Origin of the sequence: Saccharopolyspora sp. 7B (assembly GCF_020177435.1) — a bacterium.
GTDB lineage: Bacteria > Actinomycetota > Actinomycetes > Mycobacteriales > Pseudonocardiaceae > Saccharopolyspora_C > Saccharopolyspora_C gregorii.
The window spans coordinates 1-19,606 of the sequence record NZ_JAIUKC010000188.1 but is presented as its reverse complement, the minus strand read 5'-3'; the positions used below and the strand labels follow the sequence as shown (position 1 = coordinate 19,606).

Below are 19,606 nucleotides of genomic sequence, written 5' to 3'. Positions count from 1 at the left end.
GCCCTGGCCACCCGCGGCTTCACCACCACCGAATTCACCGAAGTCGCCGACATCATCGCCACAGCACTCCAACCCACCATCGACGAGGAGACGACGACCGCGCTCGCCGGCCGCGTCCGCGCACTCGCCGAGAAGTTCCCGCTCTACGCCGATCTGTAAGCGAACCGTTTCGCGGAGATGTCCTCCGCATTGATCGGCCCGACGCGAACGCCGCATTTCCTCCGGAAATGCGGCGTTCGCCGTTCCCGGTACCACCAGTCGGAGCAAAAAACGATTCATCTCCGCCGTAACGGCAGGTCACAGGCGAATATCAACGGACAAAGCTCGCAGATCGCCACCGCTGGAAGAATCGATCACGATTCCAGCCCCTGCCGGGAAGAGCAGGACCGAACGTGGCACAGTACCGGTCCACAAGAATGAATCCTTCTTCCCTCCGCAGGAGCACGGCGATGAGCGAACCCGTCCCCGAGGAATACCGCAAGGACCTGAGCAACCGGCACATCAACATGATCGCCATCGGCGGGGCGATCGGCGTGGGCCTGTTCCTCGGGTCCGGCAAGGCGCTGAGCCAGGTCGGTCCCGGCCTGATGCTGATCTACGCCATCGCCGGGGTGATGATCTTCTTCGTGATGCGGGCCCTCGGCGAACTCCTGATGTACCGGCCGGTCAGCGGTTCCTTCGCCGAGTACGCGGGCGAGTTCATCGGCCCTTGGGCCAAGTTCGCCACCGGCTGGGGCTACTGGCTGGTGTGGATCGTGACCGGCATGGCCGAGATCACCGCCGTCGGCAAGTACTTCCAGTTCTGGTTCCCGGAGCTGCCGCAGTGGATCCCCGCCCTCGGCGCGCTCATCGTGCTCAGCGGCGTCAACCTGATCGCGGTGAAGCTGTTCGGCGAGTTCGAGTTCTGGTTCGCGCTGATCAAGGTCGTGGCCATCGTCGGCATGATCGTGCTGGTCGCGCTCATCCTGGTGTTCGGCTTCAGCGACGCGGGCGACACCGCCGCGGTGAGCAACATCTGGTCGCACGGCGGCTTCTTCCCCACCAGCCCGGTCTCGGCGCTGCTGGCCTTCCAGATCGTCATGTTCGCGTTCATCGGCGTCGAGATGGTCGGCCAGACCGCCAGCGAGAGCGCCAACCCGAAGACGGTGCTGCCGAAGGCCATCAACGCGGTGATGCTGCGGATCCTGATCTTCTACGTGGGCGCGCTGGCCGCGCTGACCGCGCTCGTGCCGTGGACCAGGTTCAACGCGGACACCAGCCCGTTCGTGCAGGCCTTCACGCTGATCGGCATCCCGGCGGCCGCCGGGGTCATCAACTTCGTGGTGACCACCGCGGCGCTGTCCTCCTGCAACAGCGGCATCTTCTCCACCGGCCGCATGCTGCGCACCCTGTCCGAGGACGGGCACGCGCCGCGCGCCGTCGGCAAGCTGTCCTCGCGGGCGGTGCCGTCGCGGGCCATCGCGGTCACCTTCGGGTCGATGCTCATCGGCGTGGTGCTCAACTACGTGGCGCCGGAGCAGGCGTTCACCTACATCACCAGCGCGAGCACCGTCGGCGCCCTGTTCACCTGGGGCATGATCGTGATCGCGCACCTCGGGTTCCGCCGCCGGATCGCGCGCGGCGAGATCGAGGCGACCACGTTCCGGATGCCGCTGGCGCCGTACTCGAACTACGTGGTGCTGGCGTTCCTGGCGATGGTCGTGGTGCTGCTGGCGTTCGACTCGGAGACCCGGATCGCGCTGTACATCACGCCGCCGCTGGTCATCGCGCTCGCCATCGGCTACGCCGTGTCCCGGCGGCGCGCCAGCGGCACCGGCGATCGGGAGACCGCCGCCCGCACCTGAGCCGGCCCGCTCCTCGACGGCGGAGGCGCCCCCTCGACGCGGGGCACCTCCGCCGTCGCCGTTCCACCGGGTGAAATTGGTGCTTCCGCCGGGTTCACCGGGTGGGCCGCCCGGGGGAAGATCGTCGCCATGCACCCGGCCTCCCGCGTGCTGGTGATCAGCCGGAGCGCGCAGCAAGAACGCAGCATCCAGCGGGACGGCCTGCTCGTGGTGCTCACCCAGATCGCCAACGCCGTCATGTGCTCCGGGGCCGCGGTGCTGTGGTGGACGTGGACGCCGGGCCCGTCGCGCTGGCTGGTGGCGGTGCCGGTCGTGGCGGTCGCGTGCAGCTGCTACGTGGCGCGGGCGCAGCTGCGCTGGCGGCGGATCAACCGGGACATGTTCCACCTGCAGGTGGCGTTGACCGACGCCGGCGTCACCTACGCCTCCGCCGCCGGGACGTACTCGGCGCCGTGGTCGGCGGTGCGGCAGGTGCGGTTGCGCACCCACCGCGCCCGGTCCCCGTACGTGGTGATCGACGTGGACGGCTGGGGCGGCCCGCTCAGCGAGTGCGGCGGCACGGATCGGCTGGCGCTCACCCTCACCGGCACCGGGTTGCGGCCGCGCGAGGTGAGCCGTGCGGTGCACCAGCTCAGCGGCGGCCAGGTCACCACCCGCAACTGACCCCGACCGTCCGAACTCGCGGCTCGAACAGGCCGCTCACCTGCACCCTCTTACTAGCACAGGTGTGTTAGTTTGGGTTGGTGGTGCGACGGATTGATCAGGAGGCGCGGCGGCGGGACATCGTCGCCGCCACGTGGCGGACCCTCGAACGCGGCGGGCTCGCCGAGGCCTCCGTCCGCAAGGTCGCGGCCGAAGCCGGGCTCGCCACCGGCTCCGTGCGCCACTTCTTCGGCACCCAGGCCGAACTGCACGCCTTCGCGCTCCGCTCGCTGTCCGAGCGGGTCGGCGAACGCGTGCGCCGGGCCGAAGCCGAACCCGACGTGCGCCGCCGGGTGCTGGCGATGCTCGGCGAGCTGCTGCCGCTGCGCGACGACACCACCCGCGAACTCGGCATCTGGCTGGAGTTCGTGCACCGATCCCGGCACGACCCCGCGCTCGCCGAGATCATCGGCGACCAGGCGCGCGAAGTGCGGGGGTTCCTGCTGCACGTGGTGCGCGGACTCGTCGAGCTCGGGCAGCTGCCCGCCGGGACCGACCCCGAGCGGACCGCCGCCGGGCTGGGCGCGCTCGTGGACGGGCTCACCTTCCAGCTGCTCACCGCGCCCGGCCTCCTCGACCGCGAGCAGGCCGCCGCGCTGCTGGAGGAGCGGCTGTTCGGCACGACACCCCGCTGACCGGAGGAGAACCCCGTGGTCACCGCCATCTTCGCCGCCGAGATCGCGTTCTGGGTGGTGCTCGCCGCCGGCCTCGCCGCCCGCTACCCGGCCCGGCGGGACCGGCTGGGCACCTTGCTGTTGCGCGCAGTGCCGCTCGTCGACCTCGCGCTCGTCGTGCTGGTCGCCGCCGACCTCGCCGGCGGCGCCGAACCCTCCCGCGCGCACGCGTTCGCCGCCGTCTACCTCGGCTTCACCGTCGCCTTCGGCCGCGCCACGATCGCCTGGGCCGACGCCTGGTTCCACCACCGGTTCGCCGGTGGCCCGCGCCCGGCGACACCGGCGAAGGGCTCGCGGGCCGAGGTGGTCGCGCTGTGGCGGGAATGGCTGCGGGTGCTGCTCGCGGACGTGATCGCGGGCGTCGTGCTGCTGGCGCTCGCCGCCGTCGGCGGGGTCGCCCTCCCGCGGTCCCTCGACGAGCTCGCGCACCACCCGTACTGGAGCGTGCCCGCGCTGCTCGGCATCATCACCGCGGTGTGGTTCCTGGCCGGACCCGCCTTCGCCGGCACCGGGCGACCCGAGGCGGCCGAGCGGCGCTGAACTAGACGCGCCGCAACTCCACCACCGGGATGACCCGGTCGGTGCGGCGCTCGTACGCGCCGAACTGGGGAGCCACCGCGACCTGCCGCGCGTACACCTCGTCGCGCTCCGCGCCGGTCAGCACCACCGCCTCGACGTCGAACACCTCGGCGCCCAGCTCGACCTCGGTCCGCGGGTTCGCCACCAGGTTGTGGTACCAGGCCGGGTGTTCCGGGGTGCCGCCCTTGCTGGCGAAGACGAAGATCCGATCGCCCTCGATCAGCGGCACCAACGGCGACACCCGGGGCGTACCGGACTTGGCGCCCACGTGGTGCACCAGGACCAGCGGGAGGCCTTCGAACATGCCGCCGACCGCGCCGCCGCGCTCGCGGAACTCGGCGATGACCCGGCGGTTCATCTCGGCCGCGCTGCCGAACTCGGCGAGGGCCTGCCGGTCCTGCTCGGTCTGCTCGCCGTACGAGCCGGCCATCCGCCGGTCCAGATCGGCTTCGTCGCTCGACCGCGTCATCGCGCGCTCCTCCCGCTCCGCCGCCCCCGACGGGCGGCCCTGCGACGAGCGTATGGCGCAGCAGGTGATCCGAGCGATGCCCGACGAGCGCACGGACTTGTCCGATCGTTGCACCGCCGCTCCCGCCGCCGAGTAATCTGGGCCGGATGGACCTCCTCGCCGACGTGCTCGCCCGCACCGGAGTCCGCGGCAGCCTGGGCGCCCGGATCAGCGCCGGGCAGGACTGGGGCGTGTCCTGGGCGGGCCCCGGCGGACCCGCCCTGTACACCGTCACCGCGGGCACCGCCTGGATCGGCGTGCCCGGCGAGGAACCGCGGCAGCTCGTCCCCGGCGACGTGCTGCTGCTCGCCGACAGCACCGCCCACACCCTGCTCAGCGCACCCGACGCCGCGATCGACTCCCACGACTGCGCCGACGCCCAGCACGCCCAGGAAACCGGGACCGCGCTGCGCATCGGGCGAGGCGCCCCGCAGACCCACCTGCTGTGCGCGACCTTCAGCTCCGACACCGCCGCCTCCACCCAGGTGCTCTCCGCGCTGCCCGGCGCCGTCCACGTGCACGCCGAACGCGGCGGCGGGCTCGACGACGCGCTGCGGCTGCTCGGCCGCGAACTCGAACGGCCGGGGCTCGCCTCCAGCGTGCTGCTCGACCGGCTCATCGACGTCCTGCTCATCCAGCTGCTGCGGGACTGGATCGCGGCGTCCCCGGCGGAAGCGGCGGGCAGCTGGCTCGGCCTGCTCTGCGACCCCGTGGTGCGGGACGCCATCACCGCGCTGCACGAGGACCCCGCGCGGCCCTGGACCACCGACCTGCTCGCCTCCCGCGTCGCGGTGTCCCGCGCCACGCTGACCAGGAGGTTCCTGCACGCCGCGGGCGAGCCGCCCGGCGGTTACCTCACGCGGTGGCGGATGGACCTGGCGGCGGCGCGGCTGCGCGACGGCGACGACACCCTGGAGGCGATCGCGCGATCGGTCGGCTACACCTCGGTGCACGCGTTCAGCCGGGCTTTCAGCCGGGCCCGCGGCCGGGCCCCCGGCCGGTACCGGCTCGACGCCCGCCGCTGACCGCCGCTCGGCCGGGCGGAGCGGGTCAGGCGGCGCGTTCGGCGTCGACGGGTTCTTCGGCGACGTCGGTGGGCTGCGCGGAGGCGGCCTTCAGCTTCTTGGACCGGCGGCGCCACAGCCACACGCCGATGCCGATCAGCACCAGCGCCCCCAGCACGATGCCGCTCGCGCGGCCCAGCACGTGCTCGATGTACTTCGCCGAGGTCCCGGCCGCCCAGCCGATGCCCACGTGCAGCATCGACCACGTCGTGGCCCCCACGACCGACGTGGCCAGGAAACGCCAATACCCCAGTCCGCTGGTTCCCGCCGAGACCGGCACCAACGTGCGCACGACCGGCAGGAAACGCGCGACGAACACCGCACCGATGCCGTACTTCCGCAACATCCGGCACGCCCGGTCCCAATGCCGGACGCCCAGCTTCGCGACCATTCGGGTTTCCCGGACCCGCGCACCGTATCGACGCCCCAGGAAATAGCCGATGTTGTCACCGACCACCGCGCACGCCGCCACGGTCAGTGACAGGCCGAAGAAGAATCCGATATCGGTCACCGCGGCCGAAGCGACCAGCAGACCGCTCTCCCCCGGCACCAGGAAGCCCAGTCCGATCGTGCACTCGCCGAGCACCAGAGCACCCGTGACCAGGATCAGCAGCGGGCGCGGCAGCCCGGCGACCATGGCCAGGAATTCGCTGACGAAGGACACGTGGAACTCCCCAGTTCACCGGTTCGGGCGGGATGGTCGACCAACGGATGCCACGTTAGCTTCCTCGACCCTACGGCAACCCCGGCGTGACCCGGGTCGCCCCCTGAGCCGTTCCCGAGACCGAATCGGGATAACCCCCGGTTCCGGTGACAACGCGAAGGGACGACCTTTCCGCGCTCTTCCGCACAAATACGGCAATGGCGATCAGGCTCAGCAGGACTTCGTCCAAGAACACTCCGCGCCCGATTCCGCACCCGTTCCGCCGGTGTCCTTCCTGGCCACGGCGGGGGCCCGCTGCGCGGTACCCGGGTACTGCGCCAACCGGACCGCGATCGCGTCTTCGAGATCGGTCGGCGCGCCGCCGAGGAAATCGTTGAACAGCACGGAGAACACCAGTTCGCGCCCGTCGGCCGCCGTCACGTACCCGGCCAGCGAGCTCACCCCGGACAGCGAACCGGTCTTCGCGGCCACGTTCCGCTCGGCGGGAGTGCCGGCCATCCGGTTGCGCAACGTGCCGCCGACCATGCGGTCCGGAGCACCCGCGAGCGGCAGCGCCGCCTTGAAGTCCGCGAACCACGGCCTGCTCCGGACCTGGTCCAGCAGCAGCGCCTGCTGGTCGGGCGGGATGCCGTCGACCGCGGAGAGCCCCGACCCGTCCACCAGCCGCAGCCGCGCCGGGTCGACGCCGAGCTCGGCGAGCCGCCCGGTGAGCACGTCGAGCCCCGCGGGCCACGAGCCGGTGCCGCGGGCGTGCCTGCCCATCTCCTTCACCAGCACTTCGGCGTGCCCGTTGTTGCTCAGCTTCAGGAACGGCACCAGCAGCTCGCGCAGCGGCATCGACTCGCGTTCGGCGAGCAGCCGCGCTCCGTCCGGGGTCGCACCGGCACCGGTGCGGTCGACCCGCACGCCGTGCGCGCGCAGCGCCCGGGTGAACACGTCGACGGCGTACGCGGCTGGGTCGCGCACGCTGGTGTACTCCTCGACCGGCTCGGCGTCCGCGGGCAGCGAGCCCGACACCACGACCTGGTCCCCGCCGTGCTCGCGGGTGACCGACAGCGCCGGTTCGGAGCCGGGATCGCCGGTGGTGGCCCGCACGTCCAGCCGGATCGCACCGGTCGCGGGCCGCGCCTCGACGCGCACCGGCCGGCCGGGCGCGGCCGGGGACACCCGCAGCAGCACGGTGCCCGCGTCGTAGTCCTCGGTGGGCGCGACGGTCAGCGCGGACACCGGCGCCGAGTAGTAGTAGGGCTCGTCGTCCCAGGCCCAGCCGGTGCCCAGCGGCACGTCGTCGAACCAGGCCGCGTCGGCCCGCACCGCACCCCGCACGACCCGCACCCCGCTGTCCGCGACCTGCGCGGCCAGCCGGTCGTAGTCGGTGGCCAGCATCGTGGGGTCCCCGGTGCCGCGCAGGTGCAGGTCGCCGAGCAGCAGCGACCCGGCCTGCGGCGCGGCGGTGCGCACCTCGGTGCGGAACCGGTGGCCGGGCCCCAGCTCGTCGAGCGCGGCCGCTGCGGTGAACAGCTTCGCGGTGGACGCGGGGGTGGCGCGCGCGGCGGGCTGCCTGCTGTAGAGCACTTCGTCGGTGTCCGGGTCCCGCACCACGACCCCGGCGTGCGATCCGGCCAGCCGCGGGTCGGCGAGGATCCGGTCGAGGTCCGCCCGCAGCGCGTCGGGCCCGGTGGGCGCCGCGCTCGGCGAGGAGACGGCGAGCGGGCCGGCGAGCACGCCGAAGAGGATCAGCACGAGGACCGGGACCCAGCGACGCATCGCGCCCCCTAGCGGCGGGAAGGGATGGTCCGGACGAGGACGCACCCGCCCGCACCAGGCGAAACCTAGGCGACCGGCCGGGCGGGGTCAACGACCATCAGGCGGAACCGGCGGGCTCCTCGGGGGCGGGCTCGGTGGCGGATCCGGCGGCGAAGTCCCGCATCGCCTGCTGCATCCGGTGCAGGAACCGGTGCACCACGGCGAGCTCCGCGGCGTCGAACTCGGACAGCACCTCGCGGCCGCGGCCGGCCAGCGCGCCGAAGTATTCCCCGGCGATCGCGCGAGCCGACTCGGTCGGGTGCAGCTGGACCTGCCTGCGATCGCTGCCTTCGCGGCTGCGCCGCACGTGCCGCCGCGCTTCGAGCCGGTCGACGATGGCGGTGACCGCCCCGGAGGTGAGCACCAGGTCCTGGCGCAGCGCGCGCGGCGTGGCGGGGGTGCCGCGCTGCTCCGCGTCGATGATCAGGATCAGGGCGCGCACGTCCGTGGGGTGCATGCCGTGCCTGGCCGCGAAGGCCTGCGAGATCCGCTCCCCTTCGACCCCCTGCTGGTGCAGCAGCTCCAGCACCTGGCTCTCGATCGGTGGTTCCACCGCTCGCCTCCCCCGAAACGCGCCGTAATCGGATCATACCAATGGTCTATTATCTCAACGATTGACACAGTCGACGACCGTCATTAGTTTGAAGTGAGACGTTCCGGGAACCCCGGTCCCGCTCCCAGGACCGGGCGGACGGTGAGACGAAGGTGAATCCCATGCCGCACGAGACGCGGCCGCACTGCGCGATCGCGGGCGGCGGGCCGGGAGGCGTGCTGCTCGCCTACCTGCTGGCCCGAGCCGGCGTGCGCGTGACGCTGCTGGAGTCGCAGCGGGACTTCCAGCGCGACTTCCGCGGCGACTCGCTGCACCCGTACACGCTGGAGCTCATGCGGCAGCTGGGGCTCGCCGACGACCTGCTGCGACTGGAGCACAACCGCGCCACCACGTTCCGCTTCCACACCAGCTCGGGGGTCGTCACCACCGCCGAGTACCGCGGGCTGCGCGGTCCCTACCCCTACGTGGCGCTGATGCCGCAGGCGCGGTTCCTCGACTTCCTCGCCGAGCGGGCCGCGGAACTGCCGGGCTTCCGGCTGCTGCTCGGTTCCAAGGTCACCGGGCTCGTGGCGGAATCCGGCCGGGTCACCGGCGTCCGCTACCGCGACGACGACGGGGAGCACCGGCTGGACGCCGACCTGGTGGTGGGCGCCGACGGCAGGTACTCCCGGCTGCGGCGGCTCGCCGACCTGCCCACCCGACCGCTCGGCTCGGGCTCGGACATCCTGTGGTTCCGGCTGCCCCGGCACCACCAGGACCCGCCCGCCGCCGACGCCGAGCTCTACTTCGGGCCGGGGCACTACGTGTCCACCCTCGGCCAGGACCACGGCTGGCAGGTCGGCTACACGATCCCGAAGGGCGGCTACCCGGAGGCGAAGCGGGCCGGGGTCGGTCCCATCCGGGACTTCCTCACCGCGCGGGTGCCGTGGCTCGCCGACCGGGTCGGCAAGCTCACCGGGTTCGACCAGATCACCCTGCTGTCGGTGGAGATCTCCCGCGCGCAGCGCTGGCACCGGCCCGGGGTGCTGCTCATCGGCGACGCCGCGCACGTGATCTCCCCGGTCGGCGGCAACGGGATCCTGATGGCGGTCCAGGACGCCGTCACCGCCGCCGACGTGCTCGTCCCCGCGTTCCGGCGCACCGGGACTCCCGAAGAGGAAGCGCTGGCCGAGGTGCAGCGGCGTCGCGAACCGGCCGTCGAGCAGGTGCAGCGCCAGCAGGTGCGCACCGAGCAGCGGGTGGCCGCCGCCCTCGCCGGGGACGGCGACTTCCGGCCGAACCGGCTCCTGCGCGCCGTGCTGCGGATCCCCGCCGTGCGCCACCGCGCCGCCCGCGCCAACGCCTACGGGCCGTTCCCGCCCGAACTCGACCTGTCCCTGCTGGACCCGCACCTCGATACGGCCACCGGGCCGACGTGAAGGAGCCGATGACGATGCTGGTGACCGTGCTCGGCGCGACCGGGAAGACCGGTTCGCTGATCGTGGCGGAACTGCTCGCGCGCGGAGTGCCGGTGCGCGGCGCGGTGCGCCGCCCCGAAGCCGCCGACGAGTTGCGGGCGCGCGGCGCCGAGGCCGTGCTCGCCGACCTCCGGTCCGACACGGGGGCGCTGGCCGCCGCGCTCGCCGGATCGGACGTCGTGATCAACGCGGCGGCCGCGAGCGACCCGCAGCCCGGGCTCGCCGAAGCCGTCGACCGCGACGGTGCGATCAACGCCGTCAAGGCCGCTGAGAAGGCGGGTGCGGACCGGTTCGTGCAGGTCTCCTCGCTGTTCGCGGACCGGCCGGACGAAGGACCCGAGTTCCTGCACCGGGTGCTGCGCGCCAAGCAGGCCTCCGACCTGGCACTGGCCGAGTCCGCGCTGGCCTGGACGATCGTGCGCCCCGGCGGTCTCACCGACGACCCCGGCGCCGGGCTGGTGCGGATCGCGGATCGGCTCACGATCGCGCCGGGCATCCCGCGCACCATCCCGCGGGCGGACGTCGCCGCCGTCACCGCCGCCGTGCTCGACGAACCGTCCAGCCGGTGCCGGGGTTTCGACCTCACCAGCGGAACCACCGCGATCGCGGACGCGATCGCCGCCTGAACTCGGGCCGGGCGGGTCACCTCGCGCCGGGAACCCGCTCCGAGAGCGGTCCGGCTCCGGTCGCAGACCGACCGGGGCCGGGCCGCGCCCGTCACACCGGTGCGCACCGGTGCCCGCGCGGCACCGGGGGCAGTTCGGGTCGCCGCCGGGCCGGCACCGCCACGACCCGCGGTTCGTGCTCCACGCCCCGGCCCCGGTCTCCACCGCACCGGACCACGACGTGGTGGAACATCCGCGACGGCGCCGGGCGCCCTCGTCTGCACCGCCGCCCCGACCACACCCGCCTCACGCCGCTCACCGAGCCTCCGCGGCGGCGTCCTCGACCGGACACGGGCCGACCGAGCGGGAGTCGCGAGGTGATGGGGTGAATTCCCCGGCGCGACGAGAAGAACGGGACCTCCCGATCGTTCGGGAGGTCCCGTTCTCGTCGTCGATCCGGGCTCAGTCCAGGACTCGGAGGAGTCCTTCCTGCACGACGGTGGCGACCAGGCGCCCGTCGCGGGAGAAGAAGCGGCCGGTGGCCAGCCCGCGGGCGCCGGAGGCGCTGGGCGAGGCGCAGTCGTAGAGCAGCCACTCGTCGGCGCGGAACGGCCGGTGGAACCACATGGCGTGGTCCAGGCTCGCCCCGGACACCTTGTCCAGCATCCAGTACACGCCGTGGCGCACCAGCACCGAATCCAACAAGGTCAGGTCGGACGCGAACGCCGCCATGCACACGTGCAGCAGCTTGTCGTCCGGCAGCACGCCGTCGGCCTTCATCCAGACCTGGCTGCGCGCCTCCCGCTCGCCGTTCTCCTTGCGGACCCACGGCGGGTCGGTGACGTAGCGGACGTCGATGGGCCGCGGCTGGTACGGCGTGCCGCCCATCTCGCCGAGCAGCCCGCCGACCTGCTCCCCGTAGGTGGGCAGCGTTTCGGGGTCGGGCACGTCGGGCATCTGCTCGGCGTGGTCGATGCCGTCCTCGACCAGCTGGAACGAGGCCGACAGCGAGAAGATCGGCTTGCCGTGCTGCACGGCCACGACGCGGCGGGTGGTGAACGACCGGCCGTCGCGGGTGCGGTCCACCTCGTAGACGATCGGCACGCTCGGGTCGCCGGGCCGGATGAAGTAGGCGTGCAGCGAGTGCACCGGGCGGTCCTCCGGCACGGTGCGCCCGGCGGCGACCAGCGCCTGCCCGGCGACCTGGCCGCCGAAGACCCGCACCGGCGACTCCGCGGGGCTGACCCCGCGGAAGATGTTCTCCTCGATCCGCTCCAGGTCGAGCAGGGCGATCAGCCGGTCCAGCACGGGTTGCCCGTGCGGCACCCCGTTCACGTCCAGCGGGACCGAGCTGTCGATGTGCAGGCCCGCCGGGTCGGCGGCCGCGGCTCGTGCCGCTTCGGTCACTTCTGCTCCTCGGGCGATGTCGGGTGGTTCACCGGGCGGGAACTCCGGTGGTTCCCGCCCTGCCGGTCAACGTCGACCGACCCCACCTCCGCGCGCGGCGCGGATCAGACGTGGTCTTCCTCGCCGAGGCGGTGCACCCGGATCAGGTTCGTCGAACCCACGGTGCCCGGCGGGGAACCGGCGACCACGACCACCATGTCACCGCGCTGCGATCGGCCGAGCGACAGCATCGCCTGGTCCACCTGCCGGACCATTTGGTCGGTCGTGTCCACTTTAGGCACGAGGAACGTTTCCGTCCCCCAAGTGAGAGCGAGCTGACTGCGCACCGATTCCTCGGGGGTGAACGCCAGCAGCGGCAACCGGGTGTGCAGCCGGGCGAGCCGCCGCACGGTGTCGCCGGACTGGCTGAACGCGACCAGCGCCTTCGCGCTGAGCCGCTCCCCGATGTCGCGGGCCGCGTAGGAGATGACGCCCCGCTTGGTGCGCGGCACGTGGCTCAGCGGCGGCGGCGTGGGCGATCCGTCCTCGACGGCTTCGACGATGCGGGACATCGTCTGCACCGTCTCGATCGGGTAGTCGCCGACGCTGGTCTCGCCGGAGAGCATCACCGCGTCGGTGCCGTCCAGGACGGCGTTGGCGACGTCGGAGGTCTCGGCGCGGGTCGGACGCGAGTTGTGGATCATCGAGTCCAGCATCTGGGTGGCCACGATGACCGGCTTCGCGTTCTCCCGGGCGATCCGGATCGCCTTCTTCTGGACCAACGGGACGTGCTCGAGGGGGAGTTCCACGCCGAGGTCACCGCGGGCGACCATGACACCGTCGAAGGCCAGCACGATGGCCTCCAGGTTGTCCACCGCCTCCGGCTTCTCCAGCTTCGCGATCACCGGGAGCCGGTGGCCCACCCGGTCCATCACCTGGTGCACCAGGTCGATGTCGGCGGGGCTGCGCACGAAGGACAGCGCGATGAAGTCCACGCCGAGCTGGAGGGCGAACTCGAGGTCCGCGACGTCCTTCTCGGACATCGCGGGCACCGACACGTCCATGCCCGGCATGGACAGTCCCTTGTGGTCGGAGACGGGGCCGCCCTCGACGACGTCGCAGACGACGTCGTTGCCCTCGACGGCGGAGACGGTCAGACCCACCTTGCCGTCGTCGACCAGGACTCGGTCACCGACCTTGGCGTCGGCTGCCAACCCCTTGTAGGTGGTGGAAACACGATCGTGGGTGCCTTGCACGTCGTCGATCGTGATTCGCACGACGTCGCCGGTGTTCCACTCGACCGGACCTTCCGCGAACTTGCCGAGGCGGATCTTAGGTCCTTGCAGGTCGGCGAGGATGCCGACGGCACGGCCACTTTCCTTGGCGGCGGTACGCACCAGGTCGTACACCTGCTGGTGGTCGCCGTGGCTGCCGTGGCTGAAGTTCAACCGGGCGACGTCCATTCCGCTGCTGACGAGCTCGGCCACCTTCTCCGGCGAGGCGGTGGCGGGGCCCATGGTACAAACGATCTTGGCTCGTCGACTCACGTTGGGTCAGCCTAGTCTCTCCGGGCGCGCGTCGAATACGCAGCCACCTGGAAACGAACCGATCGGGATCTTGCGGTGCTGAATCATTACAGGCCACGGCCCGGTCAGCTGCTCTTCGGAGTGATCATCGGAGTCAGCCTGATCATCTTGTTCACCCCCGAGTCCGGGGTGCCCTCGGCGCCGGCCGGCACCGACAAGGTCGTGCACCTGGTGTTGTTCGCGGCGCTGGCGTGGTCCGGTCGCCTCGCGCGCCTGCCGCTGCTGCCGCTGGCCGCCGGGCTCGTGGCGTACGCGGGGCTGTCTGAAGTGCTGCAGGCGGTGCTGCCGCTGGGGCGCAGCGGCGACGTGCTGGACGCGCTGGTGGACGTGCTCGGCGCGCTGCTCGGCCTGCTGGTCAGCGCCGCCGGTCGCTGGGTCCCACGTGGTCGGCGCACCACCGGTTGAGCTCGCGCAGCTCCCGCCACGCCGTGCGGACCCGGGTGAGGCAGCCGCGCTCGTGCAGCACGTCGTCCGGCACCCAGCGGCGCGCCACGTGCAGCGAGCGGTGCCGCAGCAGCCCCAGCCGCGGGTGGTCGGCGGCCACGCCGCGCGGGCGGGTGGCGAGCACGTCGCCGCCGAGCTCCCAGCGCTTCCCCAGCGCGGCCAAGATCTCCTCCAGCGCCTTCCCGTGCAGCGGTTCGTCCACCGCCGCCCGGTAGCGGGCCAGCTGGTCGGGTTCGGCGTGGAAGCAGCCGCCCGCGACGAGCAGCCCGTCCGCGCTGATCTCCGCGTAGTAGGCGCCACCGCCGCGCCCCGCCTCCACGACGGCGCCGCAGTGGGTCTTGTACGGCGACTTGTCCTTGCTGAAGCGCACGTCCCGGTGCGGGCGGAACACCTTGCCCTTGCCGGTCGCCCCGCCGGAATCGACCTCGGCGGCGAACTCGGGTTCCAGCTCGGCCAGCAGCGCCTCCATCGGGGCGCGCACCTGCTCCCGGTACACGGCCAGGTGGTCGCTCCAGTAGGCCTTGGAGTTGTCGGCCGCCAAGCCCTCGTAGAACTCGACCGCCCCGTCCCCGAACCCCTCGAACCGCATCCGGCCAGCTTAGGAGACCGCCGATCGCGCCATCGGGGCCCGGGCGTCGAGCGCGTCGACGAAGCCGGGTTCGGGCCGAGCGCAGTCGCGTTCGACGTCGAACCCGGTCGCGGCGCCGTGCGGCTCGCGGTCACCCCGCTCCGCGCTCGCGGACCGGGTGGCCGGCGAGACGTGGCCCGCGGTGCTGTCGAACCTGAGGACGCTGCTGGAGACCGGCGAGGTGCTGCCGCAAGGCCCGCCGACGTTCGACGCCGGCTAGCGGGCGGTGCGGGCGATCTCCTCCAGGTGATCGCGGTAGTCCGCCCACCAGCGCTCGTCCTGCTGCGGCAGGTTGCCTGCGTTCGCGCGCCTGCCCACCGCACCGTCGATGAGCTCGCGGACCACGTCGGCGTGACCGGTGTGGCGGGCGGTCTCCTCCAGCATGTGGCACAGCAGCCGGTGCAGGGTGATCTCGCCGCGCTCCGGCGGCCACCACGGCACCCGGCCGGCGGCGTCCAGCGGCAGCGCCGCGATGGTCGCATCCGCGTGCGCCCAGGCGCGGTGCCAGAAGCCGATGATCTGCTCGCGGGACTCGTCGGCGGTGGCGTACATGTCCTCGTTGCGCTCGCCGCCATCCTCGATCCACGGCATCGGCTCGGGGAACGGGCGGCCGTACACCTCGCCGAAGTAGCCCACCGCCACGCTCGCCACGTGCTTGAGCAGCCCCAGCAGGTTCGTGCCGGTCGGCGTCAGCGGCCGCCGCACGTCCTGGTCGGAGAGCCCGTCGAGCTTCCACAGCAGCGCGTCGCGGGCGTCGCGCAGGTACTGGTGCAGGTCGTCCTTGTGGTCGGTCATGCGCGCAGCGTGGCACCGGGCACCGACGGGGCGCGCGTGAATTCCCGGTCGGTGGGCGTTCCGTCCCGCGGGCTGGTGGGCTGGCGAGCCGGTCAGCCGACGTGGACGTACCGCTGCATGCCGACCTGGCGGTGGTTGCCGACCGGGCACCAGAAGTCGTAGGTGCCGCGGGTCAGCGTGACGGTGAGATCGGCGGAGGCACCCGTCCGGACCGTGATCGTGCGCTTGTCCGCCACCCCCGGACCCTTGATCTCCAGCGCGTGCGGCGCGATCCCCCGGTTCACCGCGCGGAAGGTGTAGCGCCCCGGCGGGAGGTGCGCGGGCAGCTGCAGCCGGTAGTCGACCATCGTCACCAGCACGTGCCGGGCCGGCTGCTCGGCCGCGGCGGGCGCCGGTGGTGGCGCGGCCGGTGCCGCGCCGGCCGCGGACGCCCCGCCGCACAGCCCCGCGACCAGCGCCACCGTTCCCAGCAGCGCCGCCGTTCCCCTGCTCGCATCGTTCCCCCGCATCGGGCACCCCCTGCGCATCGGCGCGGACGACGGCCACCTCCCACGGTAGGGCCGCACCCGGCACGGTTCTCGCTGGTCGTGGCGGGCGAAATCCGAGAGACGTGGCGCACGCCACCGGGCTACCGTGCAGGCATGATCGACGAGGTCGCCCGCGCGCACGGTCTCGACGTGCGGATCGACGGGGTCGACGAGACCGGGTGGGACTTCCGGGTGCACTTCGCCACCGATGGCGACGGCAGCCGCTGGGTGCTGCGCGAACCTCGCCGCCCGGAGGTGGCCGAACGCATCCCGGTGGAGGCCCGGTTGTTGGCCGTGCTGCGCCCGCGGCTGCCGGTGGAGCTGCCCGAGTGGGAGATCACCGCCCCGGACCTGGTCGCCTATCGACGCCTGGCCGGGGAACCGCTGGCCTCCGACGATCCGATCGCGGTGGCGATGCCGCTGATCACGGCGAGCGAGGGGCACCTGGTGCGGCTCGGCGCGGTGATCGCCGCGCTCCACAGCACCCCGAGCGCCGAGGTAGCACCCACCGGCATCGAGATCGCCGGACCGGAAGCGCTGCGCACCGACGTCGCCGACCGGCTCGCCGCGGGGGTCGCCGAGCTGGCCGTACCGGAGCGCTGCGTGGACCGGTGGCGGCGGTGGCTCGACGACGACCGGTGCTGGCGGGGCGAGGGCGTACCGGTGCACCACGATCTCAGCCCCAACCACACGCTGGTGGACGGTTCGGGAATCCTCACCGGCCTGCTCGACTGGGCGGATGCCGGCGTCGACGACCCGGTGAGCGACTTCGTCGCCCCGCTCGCCGCGTTCGGCCCGAGAGCGCTGGACCGGCTGCTGGCCGCCTACCGCGCGGCGGGCGGGGACCCGGAACGGCCACGACGAGAGCACGTCGCGGCGCTCACCACGTTCCGTCGGACCGTCTCGCTGGGATTGCACGGACTGCGCACCGGGCAACGGCGATTCGTCGATCTCGCGCGCGGGCGCCTCACCTGCGCGGGCCGCTGACCTGCAAGATCGCCCCAACTGTGGGGGCGAGCCGGGTTAGGCTCGGGGTGTGGTCTCCAGTGCGCGCTCGGCCCGCGTCCGCGAGTCGGCGGGCAACCTACCGGTCGACGTCACCAGCTTCGTCGGCCGGCGGCACGAGATCACCCGGACGAAGCGGTTGCTCGCCGAATCCCGGCTGGTGACCCTCACCGGCCACGGCGGAGTCGGCAAGACGCGGCTGGCGTTGCGGGTGGCCTCCGGCATGCGGCGGATCTTCCGGGACAAGGCGTGGTGCGTCAGCCTGGAGGAGCTCCGCGACGGAACGCTGATCGCCGAAGCCGCCATCGAGCAGCTCAGCCTCGGCGGGCCGTCCTCCGGCACCGACGTGGACGCCGTCGTCGAACACCTCAAGCACCGCGAGATGCTGCTCGTCGTCGACAACTGCGAGCACGTCATCGAGGACGCCGCGCTGTTCGTCGACTCGGTGCTGCGCTGGTGCCCGGGGGTGCGGGTGCTGGCCACCAGCAGGCAGTCCCTCGGCGTGGCCGGGGAGGCGACCGTCGTCGTGCCGCCGCTGCAGATCCCCGACCTCGACGACCCGCCGCCTCCCGAGTCCTATGAGCAGTTCTCCTCGGTGCGGCTGTTCCTCGACCGCGCCCGCGCCACCGTGCCGGACTTCGAGGTCACCGAGGAGGACGGCGCGGTGCTGATGCGGCTGTGCGCGCGGCTGGACGGGAACCCGCTGGCCATCGAGCTCGCCGCGGTGCGGCTGCGGTCGCTGTCCCTGCACCAGCTGGAGGAGCGGCTGGTGGAGCGGTACCAGCTGCTCAGCGAAGGCCGCCGCGGCGCGCCCACCCGGCAGCAGAGCCTGCGCGCGCTGATCGACTGGAGCTACGAGCTGTGTTCCGAGCAGGACCGGGTCGCGTGGGCGCGGGTGTCGGTGTTCGCGGGCAGCTTCGGCCTCGCCGCGGCCGAGCACGTCGCCAGCGACGGGTTGAGCCGCGTCGACGTGCTCGGCGCGATGCACTCGCTGGTGGACCAGTCGGTCCTGGTGCGCGAGCAGGAGGGCGACGAGGTGCGGTTCCGGCTGCTGCACGCGCTGCGCGACTACGGGCAGGAACGCCTGGACGCCGCGGGCGAGCGGCAGCGGGTGCTGGGCCGCCACCGCGACTGGTACGCGGAGGTCGCCGAGCGGTTCGCCGCCGAATGGCTCGGCCCCGACCAGGTGTCGTGGGTGCGGGAGCTGCGGCTGGACCTGGACAACGTGCGGCTCGCGCTGGACACGGCCGCGCACCGGGAGGAGACCGCTCCGCAGGCGCTGCGGCTGGCGGCGCGGCTCACTCCGTTCTGGGGCATCCGGGGGCTCAACGGGGAGGCCCGGCACTGGTTGGAGACCGCGCTCGCGCACGTCCCGGCGGACTCCCCGGAGCGGTCCGAGGGGCTGCGGGCGAACGCCTGGTTCGCGCTGGTGCAGGGCGACGCGGCCACCGCGGAACCGCTGCTGGCCGAGGCCGCCGACCTCGCCGCCGAGCACGACGACGAGTTCGAGGTCGCCTACGTCACCCAGATCCGCGGCATGGCCGCGTTCTTCCACAACGACCTCGGCGAGGCGGAACGGCTGCTCACCGACGCGCTCGCCCGGTTCCAGGACCTGGCCGCGCCGCACGGCGAATGGTTCGGGTCGTTCGCGCTGGGGCTGGTCAAGGGGGTGCGCGGCGACCACGACGGCGGGATCGCGCTGCTGCGGGAGTGCATCGAGGCCACCACCGGGCGCGGCGAGCTGTTCTGGCGGTCCACTGCGTTGTGGGCGAGCGCCCACATCGAGATCCTGCGCGGCGCCTCGGCCCGCGCCGAGACCGCGGCGAAGGAGGCGCTGCGGTTGCAGCGCAGGCTGGACAACCGGCTCTCCAGCGCCTTCACCATGGACATCCTGGCGTGGATCGCGCACGGCCTCGGCCGCGACGAGCGGGCGGCGCGGCTGTTCGGGGCGGCCTCGGCGGTGTGGGACGCGGTCCGCGCAGCGCCCGAGTTCTACGCGAGCTTCCGCAACGCGCACGACGAGCACGAGCGCGGGACCCGGCAGGCCCTCGGCGACCGCGCCTTCCGGGAGGCCTACGACCGCGGCTACCAGATGTCGCCGGAGGCCGCGGTGGACTACGCGCTGGAGCTCAAGCGGGCTACCCGCAGCGTGGCGCCGGACGAGCTGTCGGCGACGACGCTGACCAAGCGGGAGCGGGAGATCGCCGAGCTCGTCGCGCAGGGCCGGACGAACAAGGAGATCGCGGAGTCGCTGGTGATCGCGCAGCGCACCGTGGAAGGCCACGTGCAGCACATCCTGACGAAGCTGGACTTCTCGTCGCGGGCCCAGATCGCGGGCTGGCTGGCGGGCCGCCGGGCCTGAGGGCTCCGCTCCACCACCCGGCCGCGGCGGGGTGGTGGAGCCTCGGCGGGGGTCCTGCCGCGCTGGCCGGTCATCGGCTCAGCGGCTCCGCCGCCGGCGGTCGAACGGGAGCGGGCGGGGCGACGTGATCCGTCTCGTGGTCGCCGCAGGTGTGGGCTTCAGCCGAGACGAGCGGGTCCTTGACGGGAGCGGCGGGTGGTCGGCAGGGTCGGGGCGGATCACGCCGGTGATTAGTCGAGCTCAGGGAATACCGGGCTTTGGTGCACGCGGAGTGACGACGTCCCGCGAATCGGTCGCTCCGATCTACCAAAGTAGGTACCTGCCTACGTGGAAACCGCGATGTAGGTACACGGCCGGTGATGGACGGTGGGTTCTCGTGAGTTCCCCCGACCACACCTTCCCCGAAGCCCTGCCCAC

General features: G+C 72.7%; 19 protein-coding genes and 1 pseudogene. 11 read left to right on the top strand and 9 right to left on the bottom strand.

Annotated elements, in window-relative coordinates:
• The 5 genes and pseudogenes from LCD33_RS25065 to LCD33_RS25045 form a co-directional block, all read left to right on the top strand.
• Positions 1-159: pseudogene (locus LCD33_RS25065) on the top strand (serine hydroxymethyltransferase); the annotation flags it as partial.
• Between the two features lie 290 nt (positions 160-449).
• Entirely contained in the window at positions 450-1,844 is a 1,395-nt protein-coding gene (locus LCD33_RS25060; RefSeq protein ID WP_224961575.1) for an amino acid permease, read from the top strand.
• Between the two features lie 129 nt (positions 1,845-1,973).
• Complete coding sequence (locus LCD33_RS25055; protein WP_224961577.1) at positions 1,974-2,507, top strand: PH domain-containing protein; 534 nt, start codon at positions 1,974-1,976, stop codon at positions 2,505-2,507.
• Between the two features lie 80 nt (positions 2,508-2,587).
• Complete coding sequence (locus LCD33_RS25050) at positions 2,588-3,181, top strand: TetR/AcrR family transcriptional regulator (protein ID WP_224961579.1); 594 nt, start codon at positions 2,588-2,590, stop codon at positions 3,179-3,181.
• Between the two features lie 15 nt (positions 3,182-3,196).
• Positions 3,197-3,760, top strand: a complete 564-nt coding sequence (locus LCD33_RS25045; protein ID WP_224961581.1) for a hypothetical protein — start codon at positions 3,197-3,199, stop codon at positions 3,758-3,760.
• A gap of 1 nt (position 3,761) precedes the next feature.
• On the opposite strand, the gene LCD33_RS25040 is transcribed toward LCD33_RS25045, so the two are convergent.
• Positions 3,762-4,268 carry a nitroreductase family deazaflavin-dependent oxidoreductase gene (locus LCD33_RS25040; protein ID WP_308011327.1) on the bottom strand — a complete coding sequence of 169 codons (507 nt, stop codon included), beginning with the start codon at positions 4,266-4,268 and terminating at the stop codon, positions 3,762-3,764.
• 146 nt (positions 4,269-4,414) lie between these two features.
• Here LCD33_RS25040 and LCD33_RS25035 point away from each other — a divergent pair, with 146 nt between their 5' ends.
• Complete coding sequence (locus tag LCD33_RS25035) at positions 4,415-5,332, top strand: AraC family transcriptional regulator (RefSeq protein WP_224961584.1); 918 nt, start codon at positions 4,415-4,417, stop codon at positions 5,330-5,332.
• Positions 5,333-5,357: 25 nt separating this feature from the next.
• Here LCD33_RS25035 and LCD33_RS25030 read toward each other — a convergent pair whose 3' ends face one another.
• The 3 genes from LCD33_RS25030 to LCD33_RS25020 all read right to left on the bottom strand — a co-directional run bounded on the left by LCD33_RS25030 (position 5,358) and on the right by LCD33_RS25020 (position 8,394).
• On the bottom strand, positions 5,358-6,035 hold the full coding sequence (locus LCD33_RS25030; protein WP_224961586.1) for a DedA family protein: 678 nt from the start codon (positions 6,033-6,035) through the stop codon (positions 5,358-5,360).
• Between the two features lie 210 nt (positions 6,036-6,245).
• Positions 6,246-7,802 carry a D-alanyl-D-alanine carboxypeptidase/D-alanyl-D-alanine-endopeptidase gene (gene dacB, locus LCD33_RS25025; RefSeq protein ID WP_224967988.1) on the bottom strand — a complete coding sequence of 519 codons (1,557 nt, stop codon included), beginning with the start codon at positions 7,800-7,802 and terminating at the stop codon, positions 6,246-6,248.
• 97 nt (positions 7,803-7,899) lie between these two features.
• On the bottom strand, positions 7,900-8,394 hold the full coding sequence (locus LCD33_RS25020; RefSeq protein ID WP_224961590.1) for a MarR family winged helix-turn-helix transcriptional regulator: 495 nt from the start codon (positions 8,392-8,394) through the stop codon (positions 7,900-7,902).
• A gap of 161 nt (positions 8,395-8,555) precedes the next feature.
• Between LCD33_RS25020 and LCD33_RS25015 the strand changes: the two genes are divergently transcribed.
• Both LCD33_RS25015 and LCD33_RS25010 read left to right on the top strand, forming a co-directional pair.
• Positions 8,556-9,812, top strand: coding sequence for an FAD-dependent oxidoreductase (locus LCD33_RS25015; RefSeq protein WP_224961592.1), 1,257 nt, complete (start codon positions 8,556-8,558; stop codon positions 9,810-9,812).
• Between the two features lie 8 nt (positions 9,813-9,820).
• Positions 9,821-10,477, top strand: a complete 657-nt coding sequence (locus LCD33_RS25010) for an SDR family oxidoreductase (protein WP_224961594.1) — start codon at positions 9,821-9,823, stop codon at positions 10,475-10,477.
• A gap of 441 nt (positions 10,478-10,918) precedes the next feature.
• Here LCD33_RS25010 and tesB read toward each other — a convergent pair whose 3' ends face one another.
• The gene (gene tesB, locus LCD33_RS25005) at positions 10,919-11,863 is read right to left on the bottom strand and encodes an acyl-CoA thioesterase II (protein ID WP_373690025.1); all 945 of its coding nucleotides are present in this window, start codon (positions 11,861-11,863) and stop codon (positions 10,919-10,921) included.
• A 104-nt stretch (positions 11,864-11,967) separates the two neighbouring features.
• The gene (gene pyk, locus LCD33_RS25000; protein ID WP_224961596.1) at positions 11,968-13,389 is read right to left on the bottom strand and encodes a pyruvate kinase; all 1,422 of its coding nucleotides are present in this window, start codon (positions 13,387-13,389) and stop codon (positions 11,968-11,970) included.
• Between the two features lie 120 nt (positions 13,390-13,509).
• Between pyk and LCD33_RS24995 the strand changes: the two genes are divergently transcribed.
• Positions 13,510-13,833 carry a VanZ family protein gene (locus LCD33_RS24995; protein WP_224961598.1) on the top strand — a complete coding sequence of 108 codons (324 nt, stop codon included), beginning with the start codon at positions 13,510-13,512 and terminating at the stop codon, positions 13,831-13,833.
• On the opposite strand, the gene LCD33_RS24990 is transcribed toward LCD33_RS24995, so the two are convergent.
• The 3 genes from LCD33_RS24990 to LCD33_RS24980 form a co-directional block, all read right to left on the bottom strand.
• Positions 13,784-14,461, bottom strand: a complete 678-nt coding sequence (locus LCD33_RS24990; RefSeq protein WP_224961600.1) for a DUF2461 domain-containing protein — start codon at positions 14,459-14,461, stop codon at positions 13,784-13,786. The genes LCD33_RS24995 and LCD33_RS24990 overlap by 50 nt on opposite strands.
• 255 nt (positions 14,462-14,716) lie before the next feature.
• Entirely contained in the window at positions 14,717-15,295 is a 579-nt protein-coding gene (locus LCD33_RS24985) for a DinB family protein (RefSeq protein ID WP_224961602.1), read from the bottom strand.
• A gap of 92 nt (positions 15,296-15,387) precedes the next feature.
• Positions 15,388-15,804, bottom strand: a complete 417-nt coding sequence (locus LCD33_RS24980) for a hypothetical protein (protein WP_224961604.1) — start codon at positions 15,802-15,804, stop codon at positions 15,388-15,390.
• Positions 15,805-15,936: 132 nt separating this feature from the next.
• Here LCD33_RS24980 and LCD33_RS24975 point away from each other — a divergent pair, with 132 nt between their 5' ends.
• Both LCD33_RS24975 and LCD33_RS29505 read left to right on the top strand, forming a co-directional pair.
• Positions 15,937-16,809, top strand: coding sequence for a macrolide 2'-phosphotransferase (locus tag LCD33_RS24975; RefSeq protein WP_224967985.1), 873 nt, complete (start codon positions 15,937-15,939; stop codon positions 16,807-16,809).
• Positions 16,810-16,858: 49 nt separating this feature from the next.
• Complete coding sequence (locus tag LCD33_RS29505) at positions 16,859-19,189, top strand: LuxR C-terminal-related transcriptional regulator (protein WP_224967983.1); 2,331 nt, start codon at positions 16,859-16,861, stop codon at positions 19,187-19,189.
• The last annotated feature ends 417 nt before the right edge of the window (positions 19,190-19,606 follow it).

Coding starts and splice junctions, on each gene's coding strand:
- LCD33_RS25060 (WP_224961575.1), top strand. CDS start 450: ATGAGCGAACCCGTCCCCGAGGAATACCGCAAGGACCTGAGCAACCGG.
- LCD33_RS25055 (WP_224961577.1), top strand. CDS start 1,974: ATGCACCCGGCCTCCCGCGTGCTGGTGATCAGCCGGAGCGCGCAGCAA.
- LCD33_RS25040 (WP_308011327.1), bottom strand. CDS start 4,268: ATGACGCGGTCGAGCGACGAAGCCGATCTGGACCGGCGGATGGCCGGC.
- LCD33_RS25035 (WP_224961584.1), top strand. CDS start 4,415: ATGGACCTCCTCGCCGACGTGCTCGCCCGCACCGGAGTCCGCGGCAGC.
- dacB (WP_224967988.1), bottom strand. CDS start 7,802: ATGCGTCGCTGGGTCCCGGTCCTCGTGCTGATCCTCTTCGGCGTGCTC.
- LCD33_RS25015 (WP_224961592.1), top strand. CDS start 8,556: ATGCCGCACGAGACGCGGCCGCACTGCGCGATCGCGGGCGGCGGGCCG.
- LCD33_RS25010 (WP_224961594.1), top strand. CDS start 9,821: ATGACGATGCTGGTGACCGTGCTCGGCGCGACCGGGAAGACCGGTTCG.
- LCD33_RS24990 (WP_224961600.1), bottom strand. CDS start 14,461: ATGCGGTTCGAGGGGTTCGGGGACGGGGCGGTCGAGTTCTACGAGGGC.
- LCD33_RS24985 (WP_224961602.1), bottom strand. CDS start 15,295: ATGACCGACCACAAGGACGACCTGCACCAGTACCTGCGCGACGCCCGC.
- LCD33_RS24980 (WP_224961604.1), bottom strand. CDS start 15,804: ATGCGGGGGAACGATGCGAGCAGGGGAACGGCGGCGCTGCTGGGAACG.
- LCD33_RS24975 (WP_224967985.1), top strand. CDS start 15,937: ATGATCGACGAGGTCGCCCGCGCGCACGGTCTCGACGTGCGGATCGAC.